At 56.4% G+C, this 14,513-nt stretch carries 14 protein-coding genes; 2 read left to right on the plus strand and 12 right to left on the minus strand.

The genetic code is table 11. The features are described from left to right. The 3 genes from DKK74_RS05885 to DKK74_RS05895 all read right to left on the minus strand — a co-directional run bounded on the left by DKK74_RS05885 (nt 1) and on the right by DKK74_RS05895 (nt 3,023). On the minus strand, nt 1-696 hold the full coding sequence (locus tag DKK74_RS05885; protein ID WP_110413217.1) for a phosphoribosylanthranilate isomerase: 696 nt from the start codon (nt 694-696) through the stop codon (nt 1-3). A 45-nt stretch (nt 697-741) separates the two neighbouring features. Beyond that, a complete protein-coding gene (locus DKK74_RS05890; RefSeq protein WP_110413218.1) occupies nt 742-1,716 on the minus strand; it encodes a carbohydrate kinase family protein in 975 nt (324 codons plus the stop codon). Nucleotides 1,717-1,925: 209 nt separating this feature from the next. After that, nucleotides 1,926-3,023, minus strand: a complete 1,098-nt coding sequence (locus DKK74_RS05895) for a PfkB family carbohydrate kinase (RefSeq protein ID WP_110413219.1) — start codon at nt 3,021-3,023, stop codon at nt 1,926-1,928. A 441-nt stretch (nt 3,024-3,464) separates the two neighbouring features. Here DKK74_RS05895 and DKK74_RS05900 point away from each other — a divergent pair, with 441 nt between their 5' ends. Then, nucleotides 3,465-3,797 (plus strand): nucleotide pyrophosphohydrolase, encoded by a 333-nt coding sequence (locus DKK74_RS05900; protein ID WP_110413220.1) that lies wholly within the window; start codon nt 3,465-3,467, stop codon nt 3,795-3,797. A 10-nt stretch (nt 3,798-3,807) separates the two neighbouring features. On the opposite strand, the gene DKK74_RS05905 is transcribed toward DKK74_RS05900, so the two are convergent. Both DKK74_RS05905 and DKK74_RS05910 read right to left on the minus strand, forming a co-directional pair. Beyond that, nucleotides 3,808-4,581: an HAD family hydrolase gene (locus DKK74_RS05905; protein ID WP_258334470.1), complete on the minus strand. Its 774-nt coding sequence runs from the start codon at nt 4,579-4,581 to the stop codon at nt 3,808-3,810. Nucleotides 4,582-4,630: 49 nt separating this feature from the next. Then, nucleotides 4,631-4,855 (minus strand): helix-turn-helix domain-containing protein, encoded by a 225-nt coding sequence (locus DKK74_RS05910; RefSeq protein ID WP_110413221.1) that lies wholly within the window; start codon nt 4,853-4,855, stop codon nt 4,631-4,633. A 312-nt stretch (nt 4,856-5,167) separates the two neighbouring features. Between DKK74_RS05910 and DKK74_RS05915 the strand changes: the two genes are divergently transcribed. After that, nucleotides 5,168-5,419, plus strand: coding sequence for a hypothetical protein (locus tag DKK74_RS05915; RefSeq protein WP_110413222.1), 252 nt, complete (start codon nt 5,168-5,170; stop codon nt 5,417-5,419). Nucleotides 5,420-5,512: 93 nt separating this feature from the next. Here DKK74_RS05915 and dnaG read toward each other — a convergent pair whose 3' ends face one another. The 7 genes from dnaG to DKK74_RS05950 all read right to left on the minus strand — a co-directional run bounded on the left by dnaG (nt 5,513) and on the right by DKK74_RS05950 (nt 14,454). Next, nucleotides 5,513-7,579, minus strand: a complete 2,067-nt coding sequence (gene dnaG, locus DKK74_RS05920; protein ID WP_110413223.1) for a DNA primase — start codon at nt 7,577-7,579, stop codon at nt 5,513-5,515. Nucleotides 7,580-7,636: 57 nt separating this feature from the next. After that, entirely contained in the window at nt 7,637-8,920 is a 1,284-nt protein-coding gene (locus tag DKK74_RS05925) for a deoxyguanosinetriphosphate triphosphohydrolase (RefSeq protein ID WP_110413224.1), read from the minus strand. Between the two features lie 18 nt (nt 8,921-8,938). Beyond that, nucleotides 8,939-9,397: an Ohr family peroxiredoxin gene (locus DKK74_RS05930; RefSeq protein WP_024626651.1), complete on the minus strand. Its 459-nt coding sequence runs from the start codon at nt 9,395-9,397 to the stop codon at nt 8,939-8,941. Nucleotides 9,398-9,467: 70 nt separating this feature from the next. Next, nucleotides 9,468-10,826: an alanine racemase gene (alr, locus tag DKK74_RS05935; RefSeq protein WP_110413225.1), complete on the minus strand. Its 1,359-nt coding sequence runs from the start codon at nt 10,824-10,826 to the stop codon at nt 9,468-9,470. A 42-nt stretch (nt 10,827-10,868) separates the two neighbouring features. Next, nucleotides 10,869-11,504 carry an N-acetyltransferase gene (locus DKK74_RS05940; protein WP_110413226.1) on the minus strand — a complete coding sequence of 212 codons (636 nt, stop codon included), beginning with the start codon at nt 11,502-11,504 and terminating at the stop codon, nt 10,869-10,871. Nucleotides 11,505-11,889: 385 nt separating this feature from the next. Continuing rightward, the gene (locus tag DKK74_RS05945) at nt 11,890-12,372 is read right to left on the minus strand and encodes an S-ribosylhomocysteine lyase (RefSeq protein WP_029678668.1); all 483 of its coding nucleotides are present in this window, start codon (nt 12,370-12,372) and stop codon (nt 11,890-11,892) included. 63 nt (nt 12,373-12,435) lie between these two features. After that, entirely contained in the window at nt 12,436-14,454 is a 2,019-nt protein-coding gene (locus tag DKK74_RS05950) for a RecQ family ATP-dependent DNA helicase (protein ID WP_258334482.1), read from the minus strand. Between the last annotated feature and the right edge of the window lie 59 nt (nt 14,455-14,513).

Raw genomic sequence — 14,513 nt, forward strand, 5'->3', positions numbered from 1 at the left:
TCAGCAACCTACCTCCGCAGCCGCCTGGTCGGCCTTCTTGCAAAATTCACGTACCTTGTCAATATCTTTCTGCATATATCCATCCGGATACTTGATACTTGTCTTAGTGAGCGAATCCACACCATAGGGTCTACATTTCTTTATAGCCTCTGCCACATTGTCTGGACCAAGTCCTCCGGCCATGATGACTGGCTTCCCGCATTCCTTGACAATTCGTGCATCGATGTTCCAGTCATGAGTCTGCCCGCTGGCACCTATGCCCGTATCTGGGGCCAGACCGGAATCGGTGAGTATGAAATCACAGAAAGCCGCGAGACGCTTGGCCCGCTCAACAGCTGATTCGTCGTCCACCAGAACCGCCTGCATAAGCTTGGTTTCGGGCGCAGCATTTTTCAGCCGTTCGGCAAAGGTCTTATCCGCTTCATACCCATCACCAGCGATATGAAGGATGTCCGGTTGAATTTCTTTAGCGAGTTCGATCATCTCATCTGGATCATTGGTCAGCATAATAGCCACAGCTTTTACTCCGCGGTTCCTGCATTCATCAAAAATCTTATGCACTCGATCTAATGGAACTCTTTGAGCAGGTACGCCACCGTTCTGCATCGGCACCAATCCAATATGATCGGCACCTGCCTCCATGGTTTTAACGCTCTCGTCATAGTGAATGATGGAATAGAGTTGCTTGACTACCATTGTTCTCCTTTACTGACAAACTCGCAGTGTGGTCAAATTCCTTATTCATGCAACCATCAAAGGTGCAGACATCTTCTTACGTATCTTTTGCACATCGATATCTGGAACTGCCCTGGTGCATTCCAATGCAATGCTGGAGGCGGCCTGAGCTATACGACCCACCTCGCGTATAGGACGATTCGGATCGTCGAAGTAGCTCCATGTGATGGCAGCCATTCCCGTGTCACCAGCACCATTGGCAGTAGCTATGGTCGTGGGGTAAGGAGGAACATGAACCATTTCTTCCGCCCCGGAAGTCCGAGAAGCACACAAAATGCCCTCTACCCCAAGAGATATGTAAACGGTTTTGACTCCTTTGTCCATAAGCCAGGCAGCCCCATCTTCGGCTGAAGCGCTGTCGTGTATATCGATTCCGCTTAACTTGCCTGCCTCAATTGCGTTGGGCTTAAGCACACTCATCTTATTAAGAATAGGCAGAAAATGATTCGCTTTAATTGTCGAAACCGTATCACCGAAAAGCGGCGAGGTTACGTTATCTCCGATCCACTTCATGGTTTCAGGCGCTAGATTCGCATCCAAAAGACAAATCGCAGCCCCATTGATAAAATCAAGACGGGCCTTCAGGAATGAAGGCGTAATCTGTTCGCAGATATCCATGTCATTGACCGCTACGAGCATGTCACCTGTTTCATCAGTAATAAACATGTATGTCGATGATCTGAAATCATCCAGACGCTTTGAGTATTCTAGATGAATGCCGTTCTCTTGACAGTTCCGCTCCATAACACGTCCATTGGCATCATTGCCATAAACGGTCACTAAGTATGTGGGCACCCCAAGATGGGCTAGTGATTGCGCCATATTCTGCCCGACCCCGCCCACCGATAAACTAACCTTACCTGGATTGGAATCACGATCTACGATGGCGGTGTTCGGACGTCCACAAATGTCCATATTCATGCCACCTATAACGACAACATATCGCTCGGTATCGCATGAGGGCTCTGAGAAATCCACCATTGGAACCAGCCTCCTTGCCAGCAGTTGTGCCGTTCAACACAACTAACAAATGTTTTGTCTAATAAACAATTGTTAGTTTCATCATAAAGAAGACTTATTGCGCTGTCAAATAGTTCAAAGTCTGATATTGATTTGCTGCCAAGAGAGCAGTCTAAGCTTGCTTCGTCAAAAGAAATGGTGGTCATCAATTCAAGAGTGGCTAATCAGACTCATGCAAAAAGAGAATGACGACGAGCTCTCAACGTTGCTGAACTAAAACGCGGATTAACTGACTGAATGCAGTCCATGGCCATAGAAGCCGCGGCATATGCGGTTTCCGCACAGTCCCGGTAGTCCATTTTCTTGCTATGAGACCAAAGAAGAGCGGACAAGGCAGCCGAAGCTGCACCGTTATTATGTCTGCCCTTGGTCGTTTGACCATCACGACAAAATACGTAGTTACTTCCCTCGCTGTATAGATTGCCGACTCCATCTATAAGCAGATACACACGGTGAACTCCCGCTTTGTGCAGGCGACGAGCGCAGGCCAGGCTGCTCTGTTTATCGGAAGCCTCGGTGCCTGTCAGCAATTGTGTCTCAGCACGGCTAAGCACCAAAGTATCTATTCTGTTCAGCACGGTTAGCAGACGCGAAGCTTTATTGACAGAAACAACTCGAGCATAAATCGGACCCGAATAATGGTCACATACCCAGGCAATCGAAGCAGCAGTTAAGCTGGAATCGATAACAACTGCTTTTGCATTGGCAATGACATGCGCACGCTCGTGCAAAAAAGTCGGGCTGATAAGTTCGCTGCTGGCCATATCATCCAACCCCACCAGCGGATCTCCGTCAGGACCACTTACTGAAAGATAGGTGGAAGTCGGAGTATTGCTCAGTTGCTGACAGTATGTTATGTCAAGACCATTGGCCATGGCATCTTTCTTGAAGAACGCCCCGTTGTGGTCGTCTCCATAGACCGACAAGAGATAATTCTTTACGCCCAAACAGCCTAAATCATACGATATATTACGACCTATGCCACCAGGACTGAACGTGATTTTTCCAACATTCGAGGAATGGCTTACTACGGGATTTACTGACATGCCATAAATATCCAAGTTGATTCCGCCTATCACTGCAACATAGGTAGGCGGTGAAACTATATACCCTTTGCCAAGTAAGTATCCTTTCTTCACGAGGTTGGATATGTGCGCAGCAACACCGGAACGAGTGATGCCGCAAAGATGCGCCAGTTCGTTCTGGCTAATCATTGGATTCTGTCTGATCAATCCCAATATCTGTTCTTCGCGATTGGTCACCGCCATAGATGCCTCACCTCACTTGCTCAGACAAATCCGATTCACAATCTAGCATCATTTTGAACTACAACCGGTTTACTTCTCGACCTGATAAGGCGTATTTGTTTGCCAAATCGAAGTAATCCGCAGTACAAGATGAGAACGGTCAGCCCTTATATGAGGTCTTGAGCATGTCTGCTCAAACAATTCCCAAAGGTTTCAACTCATGCCATAGGGACAACGGCCATTGCAGTCAGAAGCCAAGGCTGCCGAACTTTCTTGCAGACAAGACTTCACCACAACTGCAACTGTTGGTGATCATCCTGATCGAAGAGCATCTATCCGCATCCAAAGCCAAACGGGTCATTGCGATGCAACAAACATAGGCAATCGAATACAGTTTCTTGATTTATGCGACGAACCGGCACCGAACCGATGGCAGGAGGGCCGACTGATAGGCTCGAAATCATGATCAGCAAGGAAACAGAAACAGCGGTGATGAATTTTGTACACGAGCGCGACTGGGATCAATTCCACACGCCCGCCAACCTGGCCAAATCAATTTGCATCGAAGCTGCCGAGCTCTTGGAATGCTATCAGTGGGGGAACGATCCCAGGGACGGAGATGAAGGCCACGTAACCGACGAGCTGGCTGACGTGCTCACCTATTGCATCCAGCTGGCGGATCGGCTGAATCTGGACATGGATCAAATTATCATGGATAAACTGCAGAGGACGGCCGAAAGGTATCCAGTGGCCACTTCACGCGGCTCCAGCCGAAAATACCGCCCCCTGCAGTAGTCAGATCGAGTCAGCAGGTCTGCGCAGCCGACGACCCCAATCGTCCGAGTCGCTTGGCGATTAGTGCAGACAGATCATCCAGGGTGACTCCAACATAGCTCTTCATGGAAGCGAACTGAGGGCCTGATGAGGTGTCGACCGGGTTGGTGCCGGTATAGGCCACAGTGGTGGCTCCTGATGCAACAGCCGAAGTGATGCCGGTCAAGGTATCCTCAAAAGCCAAGCAGGAGGTCATCAAATCAGGGCTGTTGATGCCAACCAGACTGGCCGCATGCAGATAGGGCGCAGGGTCGGGCTTCTGCGCCAGCCCATCGTCCCCGCAAACATAGTCGGCAAAAGCCCCCTCGGGCGCCTTGGCAACCACTGCCTGGGCCATACGGCGTGGCGAAGTAGTGACCAGAATCGAGGGAATGCCGGCCCCAACCAGGTCTGTCAGGATAGTGCGAACACCTTCAATCCAAGGCATGTGACGCTCCTCCATGGCAATGACCCCATCAATCAACAAATCTGGAATCTGATCCTCAGGAAGGTCAAGACCACGCTCCCGCATCAACCTTGCCACGGTGGGCAGAGGTTTGCCGGAAACCTGCCAACCCATGTCGGCATTCCAGTCTCCTCCATGCTCGTGCGCTAAATCGAGCTCCGCCTGATGCCAGTAGGGCTCTGAATCGATCAGAGTTCCGTCCATGTCCCAGAAGACTGCAAGCGGACGACGACCCACAGCGGACCGGGCTTTGTCAGTCGACCCGGCACGACTTTCTTCCTTTTGATGCTCGATGTTCATGCATTCACCCTATCGACAGGGCTTGTCTTGAAAATGGCGTCACCCCACACTACTTGGCGTGAAGATCCGGCCATGGATCAGGCAGCAGCTCATCCAGGCTCACATTAAGTACTTGAGAAACTGCCATTATGTTGATCAAGCTGGGATTGGCTGGACTCCCGGGTCGCGACTGGCCATGCTCCAACTGTTGATATGCGAACCGGGAAAGGTTGGCATTATAGGCGACGAACTCTTGGCTGTAATGCAAAGCCGTCCTTCGACGTTGTATGTTCATGCCTAATACTACGGCGTATTCCGCCCATCCACTCGGTACTTGAGAATGTGCCACAGAGCCAAGATAGAAACAAGAAATAAAATGTCATGCCTTACCGGTAATACTATATCAGTAAGACATTACCGGTTATTTGAACGGGAGACGATTTCCTAGCTCTGCCTCGCGCCAAAAATGAGTTCGTCATAGTTCTAGCTACTGCCATTCTTCCTTGTAGCTTACGGAACCACATCGGTCTTCATCAATAGCCTGAATTACTCCACCTCGTTCGGGAGGAACTCAGCAGCCAACATAAGTCTGCTGGCGTTCTTCAACATGCTGCCAGCACTACTGATAGCAGTAGTTGGATATGGGTATTTCTTCATCACTGGGGTCAATGGTCTTTTTGGCAACAACACGCAGATACCCGACTGGATGCTGACACCCTTGGTCCCACTGACAGTCATGCCTCTGGTGACACGGGCGATCTACCGACACACCAGAAATCCATATCTGGGTGGCATCATTACCGCGATCATTGTCACTGTGATGACCTGCATCAACTCCCAGGTCTCCTTCCCCGCCTAACAGGGAGCCACACCTACCCCAAGTCCTCCTCATCCCTGTCTACAACTGAAACCTCGACAAGGACAGGGAGGACCAACCTATCTGACCACCAGTTCACTCGGTGTTGCCGAAGACCTGGGTGCGCAATTCGCTGCGCTGGGTCTCGTACTGGGTGAGCTGACCAAGAAGGTCGAACTTCGCCTGACCGTCTGGCAACTGATTCATCCGGTGCCTGGTCGAGGCAATCAGTCGCATGTAAGTGGCATCCAGCAACCTTGCCAGCAGTTCGGAGGCGTACTGACGTTCCTCCGGGCTGGGTTGCTTCAGCTGAACATCCGCGTCATCGGAGTCTGCGCCCTGATCGCCTTCCTTATTGCCCGGTCGCCTATCCTCCTGCTTATCCAAATTCAGTGGCAAAGGCATGACGGCCAGCTCATTGATGGCCGACTCCAGCATGGGCCCGCCCGCCTTGGTCAAATTATGCATCCACAGTCCTTGGGGCGTCTTCCTGTCAGGCAGTCCTCCGGCGGCCTGTACAGCCCGATAGAGCGAGCGGAAAATCGGAACCTCGAAACTGTCCGGACTCAGCTGAGCGAAGGCATCTGAACCGATTGCTCTGGGAATCTGGATAAGCACGCCCATGAACTGCTGCTCGCAAATGAAAACAGAATCATCGATGTGATGATAACCCTGTCGGAGAGCATCCTCACGCTGTATCCTACGACGTTGCATGGCATCGTCACTGCCATGGCCCGCGCGACCCTCCGATTCACCCGCACCGCGGTGAGGAGTGCGGACCGCATAGGCGTCCTGGTCTTTCACATGCAGCTTGCGGCGGGCCCTGTTGACCTCCTGGCGCAGCAGATCCAGATCCACGCCGATTTTTCTGGCGGTCTTGCGGGTATAGGCCCCTACCAGGGAGCGATCCCTGATCTGGGCCAGGATGGGCGCCACAGCCTTGACCGCGCCCATCTGCCCGGTGGTGTACTGGGTATCGAACATGGCTACGGCCGTGTCGATGACGAAATCGTACAGCGGCCGGGCATGCTCGACCAGAGATCGCACGGCCTCATCGCCGTAGCGGATGCGCAGATCACAGGGATCCAGATTCTCCCTAGCCACCGCCACGAAGGTCTGCGTCAGAAAGCTCCCGTCAAGGCCGAAGGCATGCAGAGCGGCCTTCTGCCCGGCAGCATCCCCGTCGAAGGTGAAAACCACCCGGGAGCCCTGGACCGGCCCCACCAGCTGGATGGCCCCTAAGGCATCGTCGGAGATGAGCCGGCGGACGATCTTGGCATGGTCCTCGCCGAAGGCAGTGCCGCAGGTGGCTACAGCCGTGTCGACGCCGGCAAGGTGGCAGGCCATGACGTCGGTATACCCCTCCACGATAACAACCTGCCGCTTTTTGACGATGGCATCCTTGGCCAGGTCGATGCCGTAGAGCACCTGATTCTTGCGGTAGAGCTGGGTGTCAGGCGTGTTGATGTATTTGGCGTTGATGCCGTCGTCCTCATACAGCTTGCGAGCGCCGAAGCCCAGGGTGCGGCCCGTGGAATCCCTGATGGGCCAGGTGACCCTGCCCCGGAAGTAGTCGTAGACCCCCCGCTGCCCCTGCCTGGCCAGTCCGGCATCCAGCATCTCCTGCTGGGTGAAACCCTTGGTGGACAGATGACGAACCAGGTTGTCCCATCCGCGTGGGGCGTATCCGCAACCGAAATGAGCGCTGTCAGCCTGGGAGAAGGTTCTGCCCGCCAAGAGCTTGCGCGCCGCCAACGCCTCCTTGCTCATGATCTGCGAGACGAAGAACCGCTGGGCCTCCTCGTTGGCCTCCAGCAAGCGGGAACGTTTGGACCCACGACGCTTGTCCTGACGGGAGTTTTCATAATGCAGCTCAATCTGGTACTTGTCTGCCAGAATCTCGACGGCATCGCCGAACTCGACGTTCTCCTCCTGCTCCACGTAGGTAAAGACATCGCCGCCCAGACCGCAGCCGAAACAGTGCCAGACCCCCATGGACGGACGCACCGAAAAAGAAGGAGACTTCTCGTCGTGGAAAGGGCACAGACCCATGTAAGTGCCGGAACCGGAAGGCTTCAGGGTCACGCTTTCAGATACGATCTCATACAGATCGGCCTTGGCTCTGACCTTCTCGATGTCTTCCTTCTTGATCATTCCGGACATGTCACCCAGCCTACCGGGCCAGGCCGATGTGTTGCGCCCGGCATAAACGCCGCAGGGCTACGGGCAGACCAGGGAATGCAGGGCCAACGCCGAGCCGTCGGTCAGGGAGGCCACCTGGTCGATAGCCACCCGCAAGCGCTCCCCATCCGAACCCGCTTGGCGCCAATCCTCCAGGAAGACATCCTCCAAGGCATCAGATGGGGCTGGCGAATCAGCCATCATCACCTCAACCAAGTCGGTCACGATTTTCAGCTGTTCTGCATGGAAGGGCTCCTTCTCACGGGGAGCCATGACGAAGTAGACAGCAATCCCCTTCAAGGCCACAATCTCATAGGAGGTCCGGGGTGGGATGACCAGCCCAGCCGAGTACCTGGTCAGCGGACCTTGGCCGTGGCGGCTTCGGGTAGCCGCCTCCACGGAGTCGGCAAAGCGGCCGATCAGATAACTGGTGGTGTTCTTCAAAGTAGCCAAGGCCCGGCGTGACCCATCAAAGCCCGTCGGCAACATGCCACGGACGGTCTCCAAGGCTCGGACCAGCTGGTCAGCATCCCAGCGGTCGCCATACCAGGATCGGGCGGCTCGGACCACACCATCGATGATCCTGGGCTCAGCCAGCCGCTCAGGCACGAAGGAGCCAACCACTATGGCATCCTCCACGTCGTGAACGCTGTAGGCGATGTCATCAGCCAAGTCCATAACCTGGCACTCCATAGGCGTGCTGGCCTGCGGTGCTCCCTGCTTGAGCCATCGGAAGACTTCCTGGTCGTCGGGATAAACGCAGAACTTGGCAGTCCTCTCCCCCTTGGGATGAGCCGAAGCCTCAGCCAAGGTCCAAGGATATTTGACCGCAGCGTCCAGGGCGGCCCTGGTCAGGTTGACTCCTGCTGAACGTCCGTCCGGGTGGAAAACCTTGGGCTCCAGCCTGGTCAGCAGTCGAAGGGTCTGCGCATTGCCCTCGAATCCCCCTATGTCTGAGGCCAGCGAGGACAGGGCACGTTCGCCGTTGTGGCCGAAGGGCGGATGACCCAGGTCATGGGCCAGACAGGCACAGTCCACCACGTCGGGATCGCAACCCAACATGGTACCGATCTGCCGGCCGATCTGGGCCACCTCCAAGGTGTGGGTCAGGCGCGTACGGGCAAAGTCGTCAGTGCCGGCGACCAGGATCTGCGTCTTGGCCCCCAGCCGACGCAACGCCGAAGAATGGACCAGACGCGCCCGATCACGTTCAAAGGCGGTCCTGCTGCTGGTCTTTGGAGGCTCTGGCGCCCACCGTTCCTGATCCTGGGCGGAGTAGCCCTCGGCCAGCAGGCGGGATCCGCCCTCCTCATCAGTGCCCATCAGGCGCGCCTGCTCAGTTCAGTCCAGATTATCCACGACCACCACTTCAGTGGGCACATTGCCCGCTGTGGCCTTGGAATAGGGGCAAAGCTCCTGGGTCCGCTCCACCAGACGGGTGGCCAGATCACGATCGACACCGGGCAGGCAGACCTCAATCAGAGCCTTGATGCCAAAGGACTCGCCCTGGTCGCCAAGGGAGATGTGAGTGCGCACCTTGCTCTGGGCTAGCTTGGTGGCTGGCACGCGCAACTCCTTGCCGGCCAGTCCCATGGCTCCCTGGAAGCAGGCGCCCCAGCCGATGGCGAAGAGCTGCTCGGGGTTGGTGCCCTGGCCCTTGCCTCCCATAGCCTTGGGTGTATCCAAGTCCAGGGAGAGATCGGGCTCGTGGCTGTCCGCATGGCCCTCGCGGCCTCCGGTGATGTCAGCTACGGCTGTGTATGAGATATTGCTGGGTTCATTTCCTGTATATGTAGTCATAACCTCATCTCACCACTTATATTGCCCCTTGACAAGGCCCCAAGCCCAGGTTCTACCTGTGATAGTGGTCTCAAAGAATGGAGTCAGGGGCAATCAGGTGCAGGTCGGAGGGTTCGACCACCTCATGCACACCCAGGTAGAGCCGTGGAATCCTACTACGCAGGCAGGTGAAGATCTCATAGCTGATGGTGTCAGCGGCCCGGGCCCAATCATCAGCGGTTGGCTCAGCCTGTTCCTCCCCTTGGCCTGGCCCAAAGAGAACAACGGTATCGCCCTCGTCCACTCCCAAGTCGGAAGCCATGCCTTCTAGATCCAGTACACACTGGTCCATGCAGACTCTTCCAGCGACACGAACCAACCTGGGCCCTTGGCGAGTCATCAGACGGACGGGACCTCCCAGATGCTCTCGGCCCATAGCGCCCTCGCGGTCAAAGCCCGAGGCTGACCGATGGATCCCGTCGGCATATCCCAAGGGCATGATGGCCGTGCTTGTCGGGTTCTTCGTCAGATAAGTGCGCCCGTAGGAGATGCCGTGACCGGCCGGCATATCCTTGACAGTGCCCAGCTGGGCTTGAAGGGTCATTGCCGGACGCAGACCATAATCCGCCGAAATCCCCATGGAAGGATCAGGCTCGTACCCATACAGGCCGATGCCAGGACGGGTCAGGTCATAACGTATCCCCGGGCGGCTGAGTGTTGCGGCGGTGTTGGCAAGATGCCGGATTTCAGGCTTCATGTCTGCGGTCGTCATCCTGTCATAGAACTCTTCGAAGAGGGCGATTTGCTCGTCAGTGGACGACACGAACTCGTCCACCCCAGGCATGTCGGCCACTGCCAGATGGCTGAAAAGCCCCACAGGCTCCAACAGACCCTGGGCGGCAAGACGGGAGAGCTCGTGCAGGGCGTCTCCGAAGGTTTCAGGAGTGAAGCCGTTGCGTCCGAAGCCGGTGTCCACCTTGATGTGGACGCGTGCAGGTCTGCCGACCCGTTCTGCCGCCTGGGCTGCCATGTCCATGGTCTTCAGAGAACCGACGCCCAGATCGATGTCAGCTTGGATCAGCTGGTCGAAGGGCGCGCGATCCCCATTGAACATCCAAGACAGTATCCGGCAACGGTCGGGGCCGATGCCTGCTCGCCGCAGACGCAAGGACTCGCTGGGCTGGGCAGTGCCCAGCCAGGTGGCCCCGCCGGACAAGGCCGCCAGAGCGGCGGGGATGAGCCCGTGGCCGTAGGCATCGGCCTTGACCACACCCATGACTGCAGCATCAGGGTTCGTGGAATGAACCAGATCCACCAGGGTGGCCATATTGGCCTTCAAGGTCCTCAAGTCGACGATGATCTGGCCGGGATAGGCCCGAAGAGCTTGTTCATAATGCTTTTGGCCCTCGGGCCCGGAGAACTGCCATGCAGGTGCTGCACTCAATGTCATGGCTCCATTGTGCGACGGCGCTGCGACGGTCGAAACCCGTCCTCAGACGGCAACCAAGCGCTTAGCGGCCCTTTCGCGCTCAGCCAGGTCAAGGGGACGATTGTGCAGCTGATAGGCCACCCGCACGTTCTCGATCTCCTTGTTTTCAGGCATGATGATGTTGCCGCAGCGGGTGAAGCCATGGGTCTCCAGGATGTGCTGCATGGCATAGTTCTTCAGTCCCGTATCGGCGCGGATGTTCTCGTACCGGCGCATGCTCCAATCAAGCAGGTCCCCGGCCGCGTGACGCCCCAGTCCCGAGGCAGCAACCCGATGGATGGTGGTATAGGGACGGTCGTCCAGCCAGCTGCCATCAATGACCTTATAATCCGGTTCCGGATCATGGAAGAGAGCAAAGACGCCTATGATGCGCTCGTGGCTGCCCTTGTGGTCGTCCAGCTCAGGTTCAGGATAGACGGGATCCTCAGGAATTTGGTCCATACCAGCTGCATCGTCAACCAAGAGCATGGTGTGGCCCCCGGCGATGTCCTCACGGATGCGTTCAGGCAGAGGGTACTTGTCCCCCCACTGACGGGGGTTGCCGGTCTCAGCCATCCGCTTTCTGGCGTAGGCGTAGACAGGCATGATCGCCTCAAAGTCGTCCATGGTGGCATGACGGATCCAACGTGCAGTTTCCATCGCGTACTTGCTCACTGTGGCTACCTCTTTCTCGACCGGTGCGGCAGGGATGAAACCTGCCCCTGCGATTGCCGAAGTACGAGTGTATCCATCAGCAGGCAGTCACGAAGTGAGTACGCATTGAGCGAATCGGGGAATAGTTTGGGCTATTCTGCACTCTTCAGAACCCGGTTTTCCGAGTGCAAATAACGGGCACGGGTCAGGTTGACTACGAAAACCTGCTGACCAGACGGATTGGCATGACCAAATGTCGCTGAGCCCCTTCGCCCAGACGAACACCAAAGAACAGGCACAAGTGACCGATTCGTCCCACGAGTGTTAGATGAGCACCCTTCAAAAAACTGGGCAGGGCTCAGCCCTTGCCCAGTTTCCACGTTTTTGAAACTCAGACCAGCTTGCGCTCGTAAGGATCGGAGCTGATGCCGGCAGCGACGATGTCACGGCTCCACTGCTTGGCCGAGAAGAGCGAATGGTCACGGTAGTTGCCGCATGAGGTGATCTCGGTGCCGGGTACGTCGTCCCAGGTGGCCTTTTCGGCGATGAACTCCAGCGACTCCTTCAGTGCCTTGGCCACATCCTCGGTTGAATGACGGCCCCAGGCGAGCAGGTGGAAGCCCGTCCGGCAACCGAAGGGAGAGCAGTCGATGTAGCCGGGGATGCGCTCGCGCAGGAGCACGGCGATGGTGTGCTCGATGGTGTGCAGGCCTGCAGTTGGAATGGCGTTCTGGTTGGGCTGGACCAGGCGCAGATCATAGTTGGAGATGATGTCTCCCTGGGGACCCTTTTCCTCGTCGATCAGACGAACGTAGGGCGCCTTGACCTTGGTGTGATCCAGCTGGAAGCTCTCTACAATTGGTTTGTCAGCCATTGTTGTGTCCTTTCCTGTCGGGCGCCCGGTATGAAAGGCAACCTGAATGAAGTCATGTATATCTTATGGTAGGCCGACCCGCCTATCAGATCCGGAAGTGCCCTTGGCCACATCCACCCCTCTTCTGGCCGAGAACTCGGAGATGATCCCCATGAACTGTGGTCCATATTGCTCCAGCTTGTGCTGTCCCACCCCACTGACGGCCAGGAAGGTTGCATCATCAGCCGGACGAAGACGGCACATATCGCGCAGTGCCTTGTCGGAGAAGACGATGTAGGGAGGCTTGCCGATCTTGCGGGCTATGCTGGTCCGCAGATCGCGCAGCTTCTGGAAAAGTTCCTCATCCTCTGGGCTGGCATCGCTTGCACCGGCCTGGTCGAGACCATCATCGTCGACCGTTGAAGAGGATCTGCCGCCGAAGACCTTGCCCGAGGCACGTGGTCGTTCCGTCCGCTTGATTTCGTAGTGAAAGTCCGGGCTGACCGTCTGCGCGGCGTTGGGCCCGAAATGGACCATGGGCAGCCGTCCTTCGGTGATGTACAGATACCCGTCCGAGGCCATTTGGTTGAGCACGTCGCGAATCCGCGCCTCCGGAATCTGGGCCAGAGCGCCATAGCTGGGGCACCGATCCAGCCCTCGCCGAAGAAGGTCCTGCGAGCGCGACCCCCGGAGGATCTGGGCAATCTTGCCGGAGCCGAACCCCTGGTTCACATCATGCACGCATCTGCTGATGGCACGGGCCACATTGCTGACATCGATAGTCGTAAAGGTGCTCAGACAGTTGGAACAGTTCTGGCAGCCGCTGCTACCGGTGTCGGGATGCCCGACTGGGACGGATTTGCCCTTGTCGGCCTCGGCAGGCGAAAGGCCCGCGGCAGCCTGGTCCACTTCCTCGCCGAAGTAGCGCAACATGTACTGGTGAAGGCAGCCGGTGGTTCGACAGTAGCCGATCATGACGTTGAGCAGACGCCGGTGTTCGGCCTTGACCGCTTCAGCCTGTTCACCGGTCAGTCTGTCATTGCCGTTGTCCATGTCAAGCAGGCGCCTGCGGGTGACGATATCGCTCTCGTTCCACAGCAATGAGCATCGGGCGGGCTCACCGTCACGTCCCGCCCTGCCTGCTTCCTGGTAGTAAGCCTCGATGCTCTCGGGCATGTTGTGATGGATGACATAGCGCACGTTGGACTTGTCAATGCCCATGCCGAAGGCATTGGTGGCCACGACCACCTGCACCTTGTCGTTGACGAAGTCCCGTTGCGCCTGCTCCCTGTCCTGGGCATCCATGCCCGCGTGGTAGCTGACAGCGCTGACACCAGCCTTGGCCAGATCATCCGCTAGGGCTTCGGTCTCCTTGCGGGTGGCGCAGTAGACGATGCCTGAGTCATCTCCATGCTTCAGGGCATACTGGACCACCCAGCGATTCTTGTATTTGCTCTCCAGCTTGATCACATCGAAGAAGAGGTTGGGCCTGTCGAATCCCGTCACCGCTACGTAAGGATCGTCCAAGCCCAGCATGTATACAATGTCGCGCCGAACCTTTTCGGTCGCTGTAGCAGTGAAGGCTGCCACCGTGGGTCGACTAGGCAGGGATCTGATGAAGTCGCCGATTCCCAAGTAGGCAGGGCGGAAGTCCTGACCCCACTGGGATACGCAGTGGGCTTCATCCACCGCCAGCAGAGAGATTCTCGTACGCTGGGCAAATTCTCTGAATCTGGGGGCATCCAGTCGTTCGGGAGCCACATAGAGGATTTTGCTTCGTCCCTGGGCAGCCTGAGCCAGGGCTAGTGACTGCTCATCCATATCCTGGGTGGAATTGACGAACGAAGCCGGGATGCCGGCATCCTCCAACCCGTCCACCTGGTCCTTCATCAGGGAAACCAAGGGAGAGATGACGATGGTCAGACCGTCCAGAAGGGTGGCAGGGATCTGATAGCAGATGGACTTGCCAGCCCCGGTCGGCATAACACCCAGGCAGTCTCGCCCATTCAGAATGGCCTTGACCAGATCCTCCTGACCCGGACGAAAGGACTCATATCCGAAATACCGCTTCAGCGCCTGCCCTGCATCCTGGATGTCCACCATGATTCCCCAGTCTATTGCCCCGACAGGAGTCAAGCAGTGGGCGAACGACCATGTGGTCA

This window comes from Bifidobacterium asteroides, from assembly GCF_003202755.1.
In the GTDB taxonomy this organism is placed as follows: Bacteria; Actinomycetota; Actinomycetes; order Actinomycetales; family Bifidobacteriaceae; genus Bombiscardovia; species Bombiscardovia asteroides_F.